13 protein-coding genes and 2 pseudogenes are annotated in these 16,549 nt (G+C 74.3%); 11 read left to right on the top strand and 4 right to left on the bottom strand.

Annotated elements, in window-relative coordinates:
* Window positions 1-115 precede the first annotated feature (115 nt).
* Window positions 116-1,117, bottom strand: a complete 1,002-nt coding sequence (locus ACYVMZ_RS08065) for a cytochrome c oxidase assembly protein (protein ID WP_461077033.1) — start codon at window positions 1,115-1,117, stop codon at window positions 116-118.
* Between the two features lie 171 nt (window positions 1,118-1,288).
* Between ACYVMZ_RS08065 and ACYVMZ_RS08060 the strand changes: the two are divergent.
* Together ACYVMZ_RS08060 and ACYVMZ_RS08055 are read left to right on the top strand one after the other, a co-directional pair.
* Window positions 1,289-2,237: pseudogene (locus ACYVMZ_RS08060) on the top strand (translation factor GTPase family protein); the annotation flags it as partial.
* A gap of 273 nt (window positions 2,238-2,510) precedes the next feature.
* Window positions 2,511-3,350: an alpha/beta fold hydrolase gene (locus tag ACYVMZ_RS08055; RefSeq protein WP_461077031.1), complete on the top strand. Its 840-nt coding sequence runs from the start codon at window positions 2,511-2,513 to the stop codon at window positions 3,348-3,350.
* A gap of 230 nt (window positions 3,351-3,580) precedes the next feature.
* On the opposite strand, the gene ACYVMZ_RS08050 is transcribed toward ACYVMZ_RS08055, so the two are convergent.
* Together ACYVMZ_RS08050 and ACYVMZ_RS08045 are read right to left on the bottom strand one after the other, a co-directional pair.
* A complete protein-coding gene (locus tag ACYVMZ_RS08050) occupies window positions 3,581-3,973 on the bottom strand; it encodes an SCO5389 family protein (RefSeq protein WP_461077029.1) in 393 nt (130 codons plus the stop codon).
* Between the two features lie 71 nt (window positions 3,974-4,044).
* Window positions 4,045-5,016 (bottom strand): ATP-binding protein, encoded by a 972-nt coding sequence (locus tag ACYVMZ_RS08045; RefSeq protein ID WP_461077027.1) that lies wholly within the window; start codon window positions 5,014-5,016, stop codon window positions 4,045-4,047.
* Between the two features lie 158 nt (window positions 5,017-5,174).
* On the opposite strand from ACYVMZ_RS08045, the gene ACYVMZ_RS08040 reads away from it, so the two are divergent.
* From ACYVMZ_RS08040 to ACYVMZ_RS08025, 4 genes are read left to right on the top strand one after another with little or no spacing between them, the layout of a single operon-like run.
* Window positions 5,175-5,711, top strand: a complete 537-nt coding sequence (locus ACYVMZ_RS08040; protein ID WP_461077025.1) for a GNAT family N-acetyltransferase — start codon at window positions 5,175-5,177, stop codon at window positions 5,709-5,711.
* Between the two features lie 3 nt (window positions 5,712-5,714).
* A complete protein-coding gene (locus ACYVMZ_RS08035; protein WP_461077023.1) occupies window positions 5,715-7,208 on the top strand; it encodes an ABC transporter substrate-binding protein in 1,494 nt (497 codons plus the stop codon).
* 3 nt (window positions 7,209-7,211) lie between these two features.
* Entirely contained in the window at window positions 7,212-9,500 is a 2,289-nt protein-coding gene (locus ACYVMZ_RS08030; protein ID WP_461077021.1) for an ABC transporter permease subunit, read from the top strand.
* Window positions 9,497-10,762 carry an MDR family MFS transporter gene (locus ACYVMZ_RS08025; protein WP_461077019.1) on the top strand — a complete coding sequence of 422 codons (1,266 nt, stop codon included), beginning with the start codon at window positions 9,497-9,499 and terminating at the stop codon, window positions 10,760-10,762. The genes ACYVMZ_RS08030 and ACYVMZ_RS08025 overlap by 4 nt, the downstream gene beginning before the upstream one ends.
* A 60-nt stretch (window positions 10,763-10,822) precedes the next feature.
* Here the strand turns inward: ACYVMZ_RS08025 and ACYVMZ_RS08020 are convergent, their stop codons facing one another.
* Window positions 10,823-11,584 carry a CDP-alcohol phosphatidyltransferase family protein gene (locus tag ACYVMZ_RS08020; RefSeq protein WP_461077017.1) on the bottom strand — a complete coding sequence of 254 codons (762 nt, stop codon included), beginning with the start codon at window positions 11,582-11,584 and terminating at the stop codon, window positions 10,823-10,825.
* 120 nt (window positions 11,585-11,704) lie between these two features.
* Here ACYVMZ_RS08020 and ACYVMZ_RS08015 point away from each other — a divergent pair, with 120 nt between their 5' ends.
* From ACYVMZ_RS08015 to ACYVMZ_RS07995, 5 genes and pseudogenes are all read left to right on the top strand, one after another.
* Complete coding sequence (locus tag ACYVMZ_RS08015) at window positions 11,705-12,685, top strand: zinc-dependent alcohol dehydrogenase (RefSeq protein ID WP_461077015.1); 981 nt, start codon at window positions 11,705-11,707, stop codon at window positions 12,683-12,685.
* Between the two features lie 195 nt (window positions 12,686-12,880).
* Entirely contained in the window at window positions 12,881-13,279 is a 399-nt protein-coding gene (locus tag ACYVMZ_RS08010; protein WP_461077013.1) for a 6-pyruvoyl trahydropterin synthase family protein, read from the top strand.
* Window positions 13,276-14,475: a glycosyltransferase family 4 protein gene (locus ACYVMZ_RS08005; protein ID WP_461077011.1), complete on the top strand. Its 1,200-nt coding sequence runs from the start codon at window positions 13,276-13,278 to the stop codon at window positions 14,473-14,475. Before ACYVMZ_RS08010 ends, ACYVMZ_RS08005 begins: the two co-directional genes overlap by 4 nt.
* Complete coding sequence (locus ACYVMZ_RS08000; RefSeq protein ID WP_461077009.1) at window positions 14,472-15,473, top strand: class I SAM-dependent methyltransferase; 1,002 nt, start codon at window positions 14,472-14,474, stop codon at window positions 15,471-15,473. Before ACYVMZ_RS08005 ends, ACYVMZ_RS08000 begins: the two co-directional genes overlap by 4 nt.
* Window positions 15,470-16,459: pseudogene (locus ACYVMZ_RS07995) on the top strand (lysylphosphatidylglycerol synthase transmembrane domain-containing protein); the annotation flags it as partial. The gene ACYVMZ_RS08000 and the pseudogene ACYVMZ_RS07995, both read left to right, overlap by 4 nt.
* Between the last annotated feature and the right edge of the window lie 90 nt (window positions 16,460-16,549).

Genomic DNA, 16,549 nt, shown 5'->3' with positions numbered 1-16,549 from the left:
CGTTGTTCGCGGGGAGCCGAGTGAGCGGCTCACTGAACGGCGACGATGACACGGTCCGGCACAGGCGCGGAGGTGATCACGCCGAGCGGCCGAGCACGGGCCTCGTCCCTTCTGGTCAGTCCCGTTGCCTCTGTCGCCGGATGCGGTCGGTGATCTCCCCCCGCTCCGTCTCCCACCAGGGGCGGAGGAGATCGCCCGCGGGCCCCGGGGCCGGTCGCCGCGTGCGCGGGGCCGCGGGGACGAGTTCCGCCTCCAGGCGACGGTCGAGGGCAGCGGCGCGGACGCGCTCGTGGCGTGCCCACTGCACGAGGAGCGCCAGGAGGAAGGGGACTGCGGCCAGTTCGGCGATGCCGAGCATCGCCCCGCCGCCGAGCTGCTGGTCGTACCGGGGATCAGGCGCCCAGGACGGGGTGTGGTGCAGGTACCAGGCCCCGGCGATCAGCGTGCCGTGGGTCATCACCACCACACCCGGCACGGCGTCGACGATCCCGTCGAGGAAGACCAGCGCCGCCCGGACCGGGTGGCTGCACCAGGCGGGCAGCGCCTGTTCGTGAGTGAGCACCGGCACCACGAACAGGCAGCCCGCCAGCAGAAGGTGCAGATACATCAGCTCGTGCAGCCAGCCCAGCCGCAGAGCGGTGGCGAAGTACGGCGTGAGGTACACCGTCAGCTCCGTGGCCAGCACCAGGACCGTGCTGACCAGCGGGAACGTCAGCAGCCGCAGCACCCGCCCGGTCAGGGCCCGCCGGACCCGGGCCGCGACGCGCTCCGGCAGGGCCCGGACGGCCAGCCCCAGCGGATCCCCGAGGGCCAGGCCCAGCGGCGCGACCAGGTCGAGCAGAACGTTCTGCACGGTGGCCGGCCAGAACAGCACGTGGTCGTACCCGGCGAGCGCGGACATCGTGGCCACGACCAGCCCGCCCAGCCCGAGCAGCGTGAACGCCGCGACGCGCCCCGGCGGCCAGCGCTCACCGCGGCGGCGCAGGCGCAGCACGCCCCAGCCGTACAGAGCGCCCAGCGCGACGACCAACAGCAGCGCGGGCACGTCCGGTTGCCAGGAGGTCAGCAGCCGGGACGTGGTCAACTCCGGTGGGACTCCCGCCGAGTTGCCGGCCATGCGGATTGTCCTTCCTCGGGCCTGTGGTGGGAGCCGGAGGGGGCGGCTCCGCCGTGACGCTAGCCCCGGCAGGTAAGGACGAGGCGCGGGCGTGTCTTACCGGCCCGCCTGTGGGGCGTCGTGCCGCCCCACGCCCACCGGGGCCGGAAATCCCGTGCCCGCGGCCTTTTCGGTTCCCTATCCACCCGCGCCGGTGCGACCCTGTGCGCGCCGGACGCGCCACTCGTCCTGGAACCGCCGGGCGCGGCCGAACCGGTCGTGTCCGTGGCGGTCGAGGCACGCAAGGCCACCGACACCGGCCGCCTGGCCTCGGCCCTCGCCCGGCTGGCCGAGGAGGTGCCCTCGCTCGTCGTGCGGACCGACCCGGAGACCGGGCAGACGGTCCTGTCGGGCATGGGCGAGCTGCACCTGGAGGTCGCGGTGGAGAAGCTGCGGCGCCATCAGGGGCTGGACGTGAACGTCGGCCGGCCGAGGGTGAGTTACCGGGAGACGGTGGCCCGCGGCGTGACCGGCCTCGTCCACCGGCACGTCAAGCAGGACGGCGAGGCGGGGCAGTTCGCGCAGGTCGTCCTCGACGTCGAGCCACTGGGAGCCGCCGAGGAAGGTGCGACGGGCTTCGAGTTCCGCTCGACGGTCGTCGGCGGGCGCGTCCCACAGGAGTACGTCCGCGCGGTCGAGGCCGGATGCCGGGACGCGCTGGCCGAGGGCCCGCTCGGCGGTCACCCGGTGACCGGCCTGCGCGTCACCCTCACCGACGGCGCGACCCACGTGAAGGACTCCTCGGAGACCGCGTTCCGCGCCGCCGGCCGGTTCGGGCTCCGCGAGGCCCTGCGCGCCTGCTCGATGGTCCTCCTGGAACCGGTCGTCGAGGTCACGGTCACCGTGCCCGAGGACGCGGTGGGCGGCGTGCTCGGCGACCTCGCGGCCCGCCGCGGCCGGGTGACGGGCTCCGTCACCCTCGGGCACATGCGCCGGCGCGGCGGTCGTCACCGCGACCGTGCCGCTGGCCGAGCTGTTCGGCTACGCGACCCGCCTGCGCAGCCGGACCCAGGGCCGCGGCACGTTCACGGCGCGGCCGACGGGGTACGCTGCGGCGCCGCTCGCGACACCGACGCGGTAGCGGGCAGGGGCGGCCCCACCCGTTACGAGGGGTGGGGCCGCCCCGGTGGCACCGAGCTCCGGATCAGGGGCCGTTCTCGCCGTGGCCCGGTCCAGGGTCGCGTACGTGCCGCTCCGCCCCGAGCGCCTCCTACGTGCCGCTCCGCCCCGAGCGGCACGAACCCGGGCCCGTGGCCCGTATCCGTAGCAGCGTCCGCATCGGCATCCGCACAAGTATCGCTCCCGGCCCCTAAACCGGTTGCCCCCCTCGCCCCTCGCTGTCAGGCTCGCCGCCATGCCCACCTTCACCGCCTCCGACGGCACCACCCTCGCCCACCACGTCACCGGAGACGGCCCGGCGCTGGTCTGCCTGCCCGGGGGGCCGATGCAGGACTCCGTGTACCTGGGTGAACTCGGCGGACTGACCGCCCACCGCAGCCTGGTCCGGCTGGACCTGAGAGGCACGGGCCGTTCGGCGACACCCGAGGACCCCGCGTCGTACCGGTGCGACCGGCAGGTCGACGACGTCGAGGCCCTCCGGGAGGAGCTGGGCCTGGACCGGCTGGACCTCCTGGCCCACTCCGGTGGCGCGAACCTGGCGGTCCTCTACGCCGCCCGCCACCCCGACCGCGTGGCCCGGCTCGCCCTGATCACCCCCAGCACCATGGCGGTGGGCCTGCCGGTCACCGCCGAGGACCGCCTGGCGACCGCACGCCTGCGCCGTGAGGAACCGTGGTTCAGCCCGGCGTACACGGCCCTGGAGGCGATCACCGAAGGCCGGGCCACGCCCGACGCCTGGGAGGCCATCGCCCCCTTCCACTTCGCCCGCTGGGACGACGAGGCGCGCGCTGTCCGGGCGGCCGAGGCCGAGCAGCGTAACGACGAGGCGGCGGCCGTCTACGCCGCCGACGGCGCCTTCGCCCCGGACACCACCCGCACGGCCCTCGCCGCGCTCCCGGCCCCCGTCCTCGTGCTGGCCGGCGAGTACGACGTGGCGGCGCCGGTGCGCGTGATGACGGAGTACGCCGCGCTGTTCCCGGATGCCGAGCTGGTCGTCCAGCCCGGGGCGGGGCATTTTCCGTGGCTGGACGATGCGGGGCGGTTCGGGACGGCCGTGGGAACGTTCCTGAGGTGAGGAACCGGGGGGTCGCCGCGTCGCAACGTATGGCGCGCACCGAAGGGCCGTGACGGAACGTCAAGGCCGCACGAGAACCCGCCCCCCGGCTGCACACCGTTGAGTGGGGCTGCTTCCCCCTGCTCATGGCCGCTCATCGTGCCGCGCCGCCGGGCTGCGGCCGCGACGGCCTGATCCGTCTACTCGACGCGGCGGGCATCGAGTAGACGGGGGCCGGGGACGTTTCCGGGTCAGCAGTCCCTGAACTCCGGCGACTGATTCAGCACCTGCGACCGCACCGACGTGAACCGCGCGTACGTCTCCCCGTCCCGTGCCTCCGGGCGGAAGGCCGCCACCCGGTGGCAGTTCTGGAAGGCCAGGGAGATGCCGAAGTGGCGCTCCAGGCTGCCGCGGATCGCGTCGCTGGCGAGGGCGCGCAGGAGCTGGCCGCGCTCCTTCTCGGACGGGGGAGGGGTCTGGTTGTCGGTGAACTCGGTGTCGCCGTCCTTGAGTTCGGCGGCGAGGGAGGCGATCAGGTCGTAGGCGTAGGGGAGGGACGTGCGGACGGTGTCCACGAAGTCCTCCTCGAGGATGTCACCGCGCTCGGCTTCGGCGAGGAGCTTCGGGGAGACGTCGAGAGACATGTAGGGGTGTCCTGTCTGGTGGTGGCTGGCTTGAGTGGGGGTTGGCAAGACGGGGGTCGGGAAGGCGGGGGTCAGGCCAGGGCCGCCGGGCCCGGGACGAAGTCCGGGTCCACCTGGTCGGCCAGGTTCCGGCCCGTACGCGCGTCCGCCCAGGACCGGGCGTTGCGCAGGTGGAACTCGACGGCGTGGCGGTGCAGTCGTTCCCAGTCGCGGGGGTGGGTGTCGACGGCCTCGCGCAGGACGTTCAGCGCGTGCCGGTTGTGGGGTTCCAGGGCGTCCAGCGCGTCCAGGCCGGCGCTCTCGGTGCGGCCCTGTTCGGCCGCGCGGACCCAGGAGGAGTGCACCAGGTGGGTCAGGAGGTCGTCCCCCACCTGCTCCTTGAGGAAGAGCAGGTCGTCCTCGCAGGTCACCTTGTTGCCGACGACCGCGATCCGGATGCCGAACTGCTCGGCGTGCTCCCGGTACTGGCGGTAGACCGAGACGCCTTTGCGGGTGGGTTCCGCCACCAGGAACGTCATGTCGAACCGGGTGAACAGGCCGGAGGCGAAGGCGTCCGCACCGGCGGTCATGTCGACGACCACGTACTCGCCGGGGCCGTCGACCAGGTGGCCCAGGTACAGCTCCACCGCGCCGAGCTTGGAGTGGTAACAGGCCACCCCCAGGTCGCTCTCGTCGAACTCGCCCGTCACCATCAGCGGCACGCCGCCCGCCCGGCCGACGTGCCGAGCGTGCAGTTCGTCGTCACCGAGCAGGCGCAGCAGGCGTGAGCCGCGGCCCGGCGGGGTCGTCTTGATCATGGCGTCGGGGGAGGGGACGCGGGGGTTGGTCCCGCGCAGGTAGTCCTTGATCTCCGCCAGGTGCGGGCCCAGGGGAGGGGCGGTGAAGGGCCGCTCCTCCTCGGGGGCGAGCGCCTGGGCCAGGTGCTGGTTGATGTCGCCGTCGATGGCGAGGACCGGGGCACCGGAACGCGCCAGATGACGGGAGAAGAGCGCCGACAGTGTGGTCTTGCCGCTGCCGCCCTTGCCGACGAACGCGATCCTCACGAGCGCTCCGAGTTGTTGAAAATGAATGTCATGTGGCTAGGTTGGTGTGTGGTCCGGGTGGTGTCAAATCGGCTGTCGTGCAGCCGACTTGGCGGGCGGCCCCGCGGTCGCCCGCTGCCGGTGATCAGCTGGTTCCGCTTAATGCATATGATGTGCAAGTGCGCGACTACAGCATCAGGACGGCGACCCCGGAACACCTCGACGGTGCGCGAGCGGTGATGCTCGACACCGTCTACCGCGACTTCGGCACCGGCTACGTGCCCCGCTGGCACGGCGACATCATCGACCCGGCCTCCGCCTATCTCACCCCCGCCCGCCACACCCTCCTCGTCGCGCTCGACCCGGACAGTGGAGACGTCGTCGCCACCGCCGCCCTCGACTCCCGCGGACCCGCCCACCCGCCGAACCCGCGCCACCTCGCCGAGCGCTACCCCTCGGACGAGACCGCGCAACTGCGCCGCGTGTACGTCCGTCCCGGCCACCGCAGGCAGGGCCTGGCCCGCCGGCTGGTCGGGGAACTGCTCGCGTTCGCCGAGGCGGACGGCGGCTATCGCGCCGTCTACCTGCACACGGACCCGTCCGTACCGGGCGCCGAGGCCTTCTGGCGGTCCATCGGCAAAGTCGTGCACGACGAGCGCGAGGACCCGGGCGGCGGCAACGGCGTCGTCCACTTCGAGATACCGATGGGGCGGTGACCCGTGCGTCCGCTGCCTTCCCGTCTGCTCGCGGGCCTCGCTGTCGTCCCGCTCCTGACCGGCTGCTTCGCCTCCCGAGGCGGCGACCTGCCGGATGGCGCCGACAGCGGCTCCCGGCTGCGCGTCGCCCTCGCCTTCCCGCCCGCCGAGCGCCTCTCGCCGTACGGCGCCGACGCCACGATCCTCAGCCGGCTCGGTGTCACCGAGGGCCTGACCGTGCTCGACGCCAACGGCGCCGCGTCCCCCGCGCTCGCCGCGTCCTGGCGCCGCGAGAACGCCCGCACCTGGCAGTTCACCCTGCGCGAGGCCGTCTTCCAGGACGGCACCGACGTCACACCGGCCGCCGTCGCCGCCGCCCTGACCCGCGCCACGAAGGCGAAGCCCGCACCCGCCGCCCTCTCCGGCGTCACCCTCACCGCCCAGGCCGACGGCAGCCGCGCCGTACGGATCACCACCACCGAACCCGACCCCGTCCTGCCGCTGCGCCTGTCCAGCCCGAGCCTCGCCGTGTTCTCCGCGCAGGCCTACGGCAAGGACGGCCGCGTCGACCCCGTCGGCACCGCCACCGGGCCCTTCGAGCTCACCGAGGTCAACGGCTCCACCTCCGCCACCCTCGACCGCTTCGACGACTACTGGGCCGGCCGCGCCCAGGCCTCCGGCATCGACGCCCGCTTCATCGCCGACGGCACCGCCCGCGCCAACGCCCTGCGCACCGGACAGGTCGACCTCGCCGAGGCCGTCCCCGTCTCCCAGGCGGCCACCCTCGACCAGGGCACCCGCCGCGAGACCGCAACCACCCGCACCACCAGCCTGCTGCTCAACTCCGCCTCCGGCCCCTTCAAGGACCCGGAACTGCGCGCCGCCGCCCGCCGGGCCGTCGACACCTCCGCGCTCGCCAAGGGCGTGTACGAGGGCCACGCCGATCCCGGCACCGGCATCTACGGGCCCGCGGTGACCTGGGCCGAGGGCAAGCGCCTCAAGCCCACCGGCCGGGCGAAGGCGGCCGGCCCCAAGGGCACCTCCCTCACCCTCGCCACGTACGACAACCGGCCCGAACTCCCCGAAGTGGCCCAGGTGCTGAAGCAGCAGCTGGAGAAGGCCGGGTTCACGGTCAGGCTCCAGGTGCGCGAGTACTCGCGGCTGGAGAGCGACGCCCTCAACGGGAAGTTCGACGCGTTCGTCCTCGCCCGCAACACCCTCGTCGACACCGGCGACCCCGTCGCCGTCCTCGCCGGCGACTACACCTGCGACGGCGGCTTCAACATCGCCCAGCTGTGCGACAAGGCCGTCGACCGGGCCGTGGCCCGGGCCGAGCAGGCCGCCGACGCCGCGAAGCGCCAGGACGCGGCCATGGCGGCGGAGGCGGCGATCCTCGGCACCGACGCCGTGGTGCCGCTGGTCCACCAGCGCATCATCACCGGCGTCGGCACCTCGGTGCGGGGCGTCCTCCTCGACCCGTACGAGCGCACCCTCGTCGGCACGGGAACGCGGCGCTGAACGATGAGGCAGGTCCTGTGGCGGGCCGCGCTCGCGATCGCCCTCGTGTGCGGCATCGGGCTGCTGCCCTGGCTGACGCACACCGACCCGGCCCTGACCGTGCTCAAAGCCCGGTCCGCCGACCGCGACCCCAGCCCCGAGGTGCTGGCCGACATCCGCGGCCGACTGGGCCTCGAACAGGGCCCGTTGACTCTCCTCGGGCAGTGGCTCGGCGGACTGTGGCGCGGGGACGCCGGACGATCGTGGATCTCCGGCGGCGAGGTCATGCCCGACGTGCTGCGGGCACTGGGCGCCTCACTGCTGCTGATGGCCGTGGCGCTCGGGGTCGCCGTCTGCACCGCCGGGCTCGTGTGCGCCCGCACCCTCCGTACGGCCGGCCGCTCCCGCAGGGGCGGCACCGGCTCCGCGATGCTCGCCGCCCTGCCCGAGTTCCTCACCGCGTCCGTACTCGCCACCGTCGTCGGTGTGCAACTGGGCTGGCTGCCCGCGCTCGGCTGGTACGGGCCGCAGTGGACGGTGCTGCCCGCGCTCGCCCTCGGCCTGCCCGCCGGCGCCGTGCTCGGGCGGCTCCTTGACGACCTGCTGCCCGGCGCGTTCGGCGAACCGTGGGTGCTGGCCGCCGCCGCACGCGGCATACCCGGCCGGCGCATCGCCCGCCAGGCGGTACGCCGCTGCGTGCCCGCCCTGCTGCCCAACCTCGGCCTGTTCGTCGTCGGCCTGACCGGCGGGGCCGTCGCCGTCGAGCAGATCTTCGACATCCCCGGCCTCGGCCGCACCACCCTCCAGGCCGCCCTCGCCCAGGACCTGCCCGTCCTCCAGGCCGGCACCCTCGCTCTGCTCCTGATCGGGGCCGCGGCGACCGGCGCCTGCCGGCTCGCGGCCCGGCTCCTCATCGGGCCGGCCCTGCGCGACGGTGCGCTGCCGACGCTGCACCGGCCGGTGGCGGCCGTCGACCGTAATCCGTCGATTGTCGACGGGAATTCGGTGGCCGTGGCCGGGAGTCCGGTGTCTGAGGCTGGGAGCTTGGTGTCTGCGGCCGGGAGTCGGGCGTCTGAGGCCGGGAGTTTGGTGTCTGCGGCTGGGAGCTCGGTGTCTGCGGACAGGAGTCCGGTGTCTGAGGCTGGGACTTCGGTGTCTGCCGCCGCGAGTCGGGCGTCTGTGGCCGGGAGTCCGGCTTTCGCGGACAGGAGCCCGGTGTCCGCAGCCAGCAATCCGGCGATCGCCTACCGAGTCCTGGCGCCGGTCCGCAGGATCCGGCGGATGGCATACCGTCTGCCGCTCGCTCGCCGGATCCCGCCGCTCGCTCGGCAGAGGTCGCCGCTTGCTCGCCGGATCCCGCCGCTCGCTCGGCAGAGGTCGCCGCTTGCTCGCCGGATCCCGTCGACTGCCGACCGAATCCCGCCGACAGCCCCCCGACGCCGAGTCCTTCCCTTCACCGACCGGATCCTGCCGACCGTCCGCCGACTCCTGCCCACTGCCTACCGCATCCAGCCGATTGCATACAGTGCCCTCCTCCTCGGCCTCCTCGCACTCGGCCTCCCCCGCGACCCTCTCGCCCTCAACACCGGCGGACGGCTCCAAGCTCCGTCCCCGGCACACCCGTTCGGCACGGACGCGCTCGGCCGGGACCTGCTCGCCCGGGTCGGGCACGGCGCCCTCGACACGCTGCTGCTCGCCCTCGCCATCAGTGCCGCGGCCCTGTGCATCGGTGTCCTGCTGGGGCTGGTGCCCCGGCTGTCCGGGCCGCTCGTCGACACCGTCAACGCCGTACCGCCGGTCCTCGCCGCGCTCCTCGTCACCGCCGTCGCGGGCAGCGGAGCCGCCACGCCCGTGCTCGCGGTGACCGCCGTCGCCTGGGCCCCGCTCGCCGCGCACACCGCCGCGCTGCTGCGGCAGGAACGCGCCACCCTGCACCTCGCGGCCGCCCGCGGCCTGGGCGCGGACCGCTGGTACCTGCTGCGCCGCGAACTGCTGCCCGCCGTCCTGCCGTCCGTGACCCGCCACGCCCTGCTCCGGCTGCCCGGCGTGGCCCTCGCCCTCGCCTCGCTCGGCTTCCTCGGTCTCGGTGCCCAGCCGCCGTCCCCGGAATGGGGCCTGCTGCTCGCCGAGAACCAGCCCTACGCCGAACGCGCCCCCTGGGTCGTTCTCGCCCCCGCGGCCGCCCTCGCCCTGCTCGGTGCGCTGGCGGTCACCGCTGCGGGCGGCGTACGGCGACCGCGCCGGACCCCTCGTAGACCGCAGGAGGTCACCGAACGACCTTCGCCCGCAACGGAGTTGGTGGGATCCCGATGACTCGGACGAACCCGGGCGGCTCCGGCCGCCGCCCTCTGGCCTCCCGGGCGACCGGCCTGCGCGGGTCGCCCGGCCGGACCCGTCTGTCGCCTCTGCTGCGGCTGCTGATCGTCACCCAACTCGCCTTCAACATCGGCTTCTTCGCCGTGCTGCCCTTCCTGTCCGAGCACCTGGGGCAGGCGATCGGCATGGCCGGCTGGCTGGTGGGCCTCGTGCTGGGGCTGCGGACGTTCAGCCAGCAGGGCCTGTTCGTGGTGGGCGGGGCGCTGGCGGACCGGTACGGCATCCGGCCGGTGGTGCTCGCGGGCTGCGTGCTGCGCATCGCCGGGTTCGGGTGGCTCGGATACGCGCGGCAGACCTGGTCGGTCATCGGTGCGGTGCTGCTGATCGGGTTCGCCGCCGCGCTGTTCTCACCGGCGGTCGAGTCGGAGGTCGCCCGGCAGGCGGTCGTCTGGGAGGAGGCGGGCGGCGGGTCCCGGACCCGTGTGCTGGCGCTGTTCACCGTGGCCGGTCAGGCCGGGGCGTTCCTCGGGCCGCTGCTCGGCGCGCTGCTGCTCGCGGTGGACTTCCGTACGGCCTGCCTGGCCGGTGCCGGAATCTTCGTCCTGGTCCTCGCCGGGCACGCCCGGCTGCTTCCCCAGCACATCCCCGGCCGGGCGCGCACCCGGATGAAGGGCGGGCTGCGGATGCTGGTGCGCAACCGCCGTTTCCTCGCGCTGTGCTGCGCGTACGGCGCCTATCTGCTCGCCTACAACCAGCTCTATCTGGCCCTGCCCGAGGAGGTGGAGCGCGCCACCGGCTCACAGGCGGCGCTGGCCTGGTTGTTCGCGCTGTCGTCGCTGCTGGTGGTGACCGCGCAGCTGCCGGTCACACGTTGGGTGGGGGAGCGGCTCGCGCTGCGCCGGTCCATGGCGGCCGGACTGCTGCTGATCGCCGCCGGGTTCGCGGTCGTGGCGGTGGCGCGGCCCGCCGGGTGGACGGGAGCGGCGGGGCTGGTGCCCGCGGCCGGTTTCGTCGTCCTGCTCACCCTCGGTCAGATGCTGGTCGCGCCCGTGGCGCGGGCCTGGGTGCCCGACCTCGCCGAGGAGGGCCGGCTCGGGCTGTACACCGGGGCGCTGTCCTCGGTGTCCGGCCTGATCGTGCTGCTCGGCAGCTCCGCGACCGGCGGCCTGCTCGACGCGGGGCTGCCGCCGGCCGTGCCCTGGCTGGTGCTGGCCGCCGTACCGGCAGCGGCGGTGGTGCTGCTGCCGCGCCGCGACTGAGCCGGTGTCATCCGGCGGTCAGCGGCCGACTCGTGAAACGTGGAGCGACTACCCCGGACCTCACCCGGCGACCAGCTCACGCACCTGCGTCCCGGCCGGAGCCGCCTGGACCCGCGACGTGCGCCACAGCCACAGCACGTCCCGCCCGAACGACCACACCAGCAGTCCCAGCGCCAGCGCCACCACCCCGAAGTTGGCCGCGTACGGCAGCAGGTCCGCGCCCGCCAGCAGCAGGAGTACGCCCTGCAGCGCGGCCACGGTCTTGCGGGCCGTGCTCGGCGGCAGCGGGGCGGTCAGCCAGGGCCACACGCGGGCCGCGGCGACGAACACGTACCGCATCCCGCCGATCAGCAGCACCCACAGGCCCATCTGCATCGACACGTACACACTGAGCACCAGGATCAGGAACGCGTCGACCTCCATGTCGAAGCGGGCGCCCAGCGGCGTCGACGTGCCGGTGCGGCGGGCGACCTTGCCGTCGACGCCGTCGAGGATGAGGGCCACCGCGGTCAGACCGACGAACAGCGAGACCGGCGGTGAGCTGTGGAAGGAGTCCGCGACCAGGGCGGTCACCCCGCCGACGAGCGTCGCGCGGCCGAGGGTGACCCGGTTGGCGGCGCCGAAGCTGCGCAGCCGGGAGCGGTGCAGGGCCCGGGAGAGCACCGCCCAGGTGGCGAACGCGAACGCCAGGCCGGTCAGCCAGCCGGCCGGGCCCATGCCGATGGCCGTGCCGAGCAGGCCCAGCAACAGGACCTGCACACCCGCCCCCACGGCGGTCTCCTGCTGGACGAGCCTCGCGTCATATGTACTGTTCAGGGCCACCGAACATCCTCCGGCCGTGTGACAGAGTCGATCAACGCCGCTACCTTGTGCGCGGCCTGCGCACCACTCGATGCACCACTCGGTACGCAAGCAGCTTCCCGATCGTTCAGGAGGACTTGGATGAACCGCACCGCACGTGCGTTCTGGATCGACTCGCCTGGACGCGGCCGGATACGGGACGCCGAACTGCCCCAGCCGGGCGAGGAGGAGGTGCTCGTCCGCACCCTCTACTCCGGGGTGAGCCGCGGCACGGAGACCCTCGTCTTCCGCGGCGGAGTGCCCGGGAGCCAGTACGCGGCGATGCGGGCGCCGTTCCAGGAGGGCGACTTCCCGGGCCCGGTGAAGTACGGCTACCTGAACGTCGGGGTCGTGGAGGCAGGACCTGAATCCCTGCGCGGCCGTACCGTCTTCTGCCTGTACCCGCACCAGACCCGGTACGTCGTCCCGGCCGGTGCCGTGACGCCCGTGCCGGACGGCGTGCCCGCCGAGCGTGCCGTGCTCGCCGGGACCGTGGAGACCGCCGTGAACGCCCTGTGGGACGCGGCGCCGCTGGTCGGCGACCGGATCGCCGTGGTCGGCGGCGGCATGGTCGGCTGCTCGGTGGCCGCCCTGCTGGCCCGTTTCCCCGGCGTACGCCTCCAACTGGTCGACGCCGACCCGGCGAGGGCCGAGGTCGCCGAGGCGCTCGGCGTCGCCTTCGCCTCGCCCGAGGACGCCCTCGGCGACTGCGACCTGGTCGTCCACGCCAGCGCCACCGAACAGGGCCTCGCCCGGTCCCTGGAGCTGCTGGCCGCCGAGGGCACGGTCGTCGAACTGAGCTGGTACGGCGACCGGAAGGTCGGCCTCCCGCTGGGTGAGGACTTCCACTCCCGGCGGCTGGTCATCCGCAGCAGCCAGGTCGGCACCGTCTCCCCGCGGCGCGCCGGCCGTACGTACGCCGACCGGCTGGCCCTCGCCCTCGACCTGCTCGCCGACCCCGCCCTGGACGCCCTGGTCACCGGAGAATCCGCCTTCGAGGAACTGCCCGACGTGCTGCCGAGGATCGCCTCCGGCGAGATCCCGGCGCTGTGCCACCGCGTCCGCTACGGCGACGCCGGCTGACCCGGCCGAAGACACCGGGCCCAGACATCCGCTGACGAATCGTTCAATCTGGTACGACAGGCTGGTACGAGGAGCGCCTGACCTGAGAAAAGACGTACCGGAGGCTGAACGCGGGATCGCGGACAGCCGTACTACCCGGCATCCCCGGCAGCGATCAGCCGGGGAGCAGACGCGCCGCACCTGGAGGGTCGTCCGTTGTTCAGCATCACCGTCCGCGATCACATCATGATCGCCCACAGCTTCCGCGGAGAGGTCTTCGGACCCGCGCAGCGCCTGCACGGGGCCACGTTCCTCGTGGACGCCACGTTCCGGCGCGAACAGCTGGACGAGGACAACATCGTCGTCGACATCGGACTGGCCACCCGGGAACTCGGGGCGGTCGTCAGCGAGCTCAACTACCGCAACCTCGACAACGAACCCGACTTCGCCGGCATCAACACGTCCACGGAGTTCCTGGCCAAGGTCATCGCCGACCGTCTCGCCGAGCGCATCCACAAGGGCGCCATGGGCGAGGGCGCCAAGGGCATCGCGGGCATCACCGTCACGCTGCACGAGTCGCACATCGCCTGGGCGAGTTACGAGTGTGCGTTGTGACCGACACGACCATCGAGCGGCCGGAGCGGGCCGGGCGGGCGACTTTGAACTACGTGCCCGTACAGCACGCCGCCCTGAAGAACGCCGAGATCATCCCCATGTCCCTGCGCTCCGTGCACTTCGTCATGCCGGGCGGCGTCGACGACCCGGCCGTCCCCAGCGGGGGCAACGCCTATGACCGGCGCGTGTGTCTGGACCTGCCCGGCTTCGGCTGGCAGGTGCTCAAGCACGCGGTGGCCGGTGACTGGCCCCGGCCTGGGGCGGCGGCCCGTGCGGAACTCGCCCGCACGCTGCGGGAGTTGCCGGACGGCACCGCCGTCCTGCTCGACGGGCTCGTCGCCTGCGGCGTCCCGGAGATCGTCGTCCCCGAGGCGGAACGGTTGCGCATGGCCGTCCTCGTCCACCTCCCGCTCGGCGACGAGACGGGCCTCGACCCCGCCGTGGCGGCCGAACTGGACGCCCGGGAGCGTGCGGTGCTGCGGGCGGTGCCGGCCGTGATCGCGACCAGCGACTGGGCGGTGCGCCGCCTCGTCTCCCACCACGGCCTCGCCCCGGACCGCGTGCACGTCGCCGCCCCCGGCGCCGACATCGCGCCGCTCGCGCCCGGCACCGACGGCGTCTCCCGGCTGCTGTGCGTCGCCGCCGTCACCCCGCGCAAGGGACAGCACCGGCTGGTGGAGGCGCTGGCCCAGGTGGCCGACCTGCCCTGGAGCTGCGTGTGCGTGGGCGGCCTGACCCAGGACCCCGGGTACGTCGCCCATCTGCGCACACTCATCGACAAGTACGGCCTTCAGGACCGGCTGGAGCTGGCGGGGCCGCTGTCCGGCGCCGCACTCGACGCCAGTTACGCCGCCGCCGACCTGATGGTCCTCACCTCGTACGCCGAGACGTACGGCATGGCGGTGACGGAGGCGCTGGCGCGGGGCATCCCCGTGCTGGCGACGGACGTCGGCGGCCTGCCGGAGGCGGTCGGACGCGCCCCCGACGGCGGGGTGCCCGGCATCCTCGTCCCGCCGGAGAACCCGGCGGCCATCGCCGCCGAACTGCGCGGCTGGTTCGGCGAGGCCGACGTACGCCGCCGCCTCAAGGCCGCCGCCCGCGGCCGCCGCGTCGCCCTCGACGGCTGGGCGGCCACGGCACAGAGTCTGGCCGCGGTCCTGCGCCGACTCCCGACCGAACCCCGGAGGGCCGCATGACGAACCCGGCGACGACACAGCACAGCGGGACGCTCCCGGCCCAGCCCGGGCCCGGTCAGGCCGCCGAGGCGACGGACGCCGTCATCCCGGGCGCGGGCCCCGCTCCGCGCCCCGGCGAGCGGGCCACCCTGCGGCTGCGGGAGACCGGGCCGGAGGAGACCGGCGAGCCGCCCCGCTACGCACCCGAGTGGCTTCAGCTGCGGGAGCCGGCCGACGCCGCCGCGCGGGCACACGAGGTGCTCGATCCGCTGCGGATCCGGCTCGCCAACCTCCCCCGGCGGGCCGACGGGTTCGTCATCCACGACCTCGGCTGCGGCACCGGCTCGATGGGCCGCTGGCTGGCCCCGCTGCTCGACGGCGCCCAGCACTGGGTCCTGCACGACCGTGACCCCTACCTCCTGCACTTCGCCGCGGTCGGCTCCCCGCGCTCCGCCGCCGACGGCAGCCGGGTCACCGTCGAGACGCGGCGCGGCGACATCGCCCGCCTCACCCCGGACGCCCTGCGCGGCGCGGCCCTGGTGACCGCCTCCGCGCTCCTGGACGTGCTCACCCGCGAGGAGATCGAGACCCTCGCCGCCGCCTGCGCCCAAGCCGGCTGCCCGGCCCTGCTCACGCTCTCCGTGGCCGGACGCGTCGAGCTGACCCCGTCCCACCCGCTGGACGCGGAGCTCACGGAGGCGTTCAACGCCCACCAGCGCCGCACGGGCCTGCTCGGCCCGGACGCGGTCACGGTCGCGGCCGAGGCCTTCGCCGGGCACGGCGCGACGGTACGGCTGCACCCGAGCCCCTGGCGGCTCGGCCCCGACCAGGCCGCGCTGACCGGGCAGTGGCTGCGCGGCTGGGTCGGCGCGGCCGTCGAGCAGCGCCCGGAGCTGCGGGAACGTGCCGAGCAGTACCTGACGCAACGGCTGGGCGCCTGCGCCGCGGGGGAGTTGCGGGTGGTCGTCCACCACACCGACCTGCTCGCCCTGTGCCGGCCGGCGGGCGGGGCGTCATGAGCACGCAGACGGTCGAGGCACGGGTCGTGGCAAGGCCCGTACGCGGAGAGACGGTCGAGGGACGGGCCGTGGCGCGGCCCGTACCCGATGAGACGCGGTCGAGCGCCGAGCCCCGCGCGCCCCGCGCAGCCCGAGCCCGCCGTGCCCCCCGTGCCGTTCTCGCCCGCCTCGGCTCCCGCGGACTCCGCACCCACCTCGGCACTTTCGCCGGCGTCGCCATCCTCACCGTCCTGCTGTGGCGGCTGGGCACCGGCGTCTTCCTGGACGGGCTGCGCAGGATCGACGCGCCGACGCTGCTCGCGGCGCTCGGGATCGGGCTGGTGACCACCGTGTTCAGCGCGTGGCGGTGGGCCCTGGTCGCCCGGGGCCTGCGGATCCGGCTGCCGCTCGGCCCGGCCGTCGCCGACTACTACCGTGCGCTGTTCCTCAACGCGGCCCTGCCCGGCGGCGTCCTCGGCGACGTGCACCGGGCGGTGCGGCACGGGCAGAGCACCGGTGACCTCGGCCGGGGCGTGCGGTCGGTGGTCCTGGAACGGGCCGCCGGGCAGCTCGCGCTGTTCGCCGTCGGCGCGGTGGTGCTGCTGACCATGCCGTCCCCCGTGCTGGCCGAGGCCCGGCACATCGCCCCGCTCGCGGGCCTGGCCGCACTCGGCGCCGTCGCGGTCGTGCTGGCGCTGCGGATGAACCGGGCGCCCTCCCGCCGGAGCCGGGCGCTGCGCGCCACGCTCGCCGAGGCACGCGAGGGGCTGGTCTCCCGGCGGAACGGGCCCGGTGTCGTCGTCTCCTCCGTCGTCGTCCTGGCCGGGTACGTCGCGATGTTCGTGCTCGCCGCCCGCGTCGCCGGAACCACCGCCTCCGTGACGGTGCTGCTGCCGCTCGCCGTGCTGGCGCTGCTCGCCATGAGCCTGCCGCTGAACGTCGGCGGATGGGGTCCCCGGGAGGGCGTCACCGCCTGGGCGTTCGGCGCCGCCGGACTGGGCGCGGGCAAGGGCCTCGCCGTCGCCGTCGTCTACGGGGTGCTCAGCCTCGTGGCGAGCCTGCCCGGCGTCGTCGTGCTCGTCGCCCGCTGGTACGGC

This window comes from Streptomyces deserti (genome assembly GCF_054782695.1).
The sequence above is the reverse complement of the archived record's forward strand: the minus strand, read 5'-3'. Positions and strand labels throughout refer to the sequence as shown.

Bases quoted from the DNA above. Each gene is read 5' to 3' on its own strand.
- ACYVMZ_RS08015 (WP_461077015.1), top strand. From the start codon at position 11,705: ATGAACCGCACCGCACGTGCGTTCTGGATCGACTCGCCTGGACGCGGC.
- ACYVMZ_RS08065 (WP_461077033.1), bottom strand. From the start codon at position 1,117: ATGGCCGGCAACTCGGCGGGAGTCCCACCGGAGTTGACCACGTCCCGG.
- ACYVMZ_RS08025 (WP_461077019.1), top strand. From the start codon at position 9,497: ATGACTCGGACGAACCCGGGCGGCTCCGGCCGCCGCCCTCTGGCCTCC.
- ACYVMZ_RS08050 (WP_461077029.1), bottom strand. From the start codon at position 3,973: ATGTCTCTCGACGTCTCCCCGAAGCTCCTCGCCGAAGCCGAGCGCGGT.
- ACYVMZ_RS08055 (WP_461077031.1), top strand. From the start codon at position 2,511: ATGCCCACCTTCACCGCCTCCGACGGCACCACCCTCGCCCACCACGTC.
- ACYVMZ_RS08000 (WP_461077009.1), top strand. From the start codon at position 14,472: ATGACGAACCCGGCGACGACACAGCACAGCGGGACGCTCCCGGCCCAG.
- ACYVMZ_RS08030 (WP_461077021.1), top strand. From the start codon at position 7,212: ATGAGGCAGGTCCTGTGGCGGGCCGCGCTCGCGATCGCCCTCGTGTGC.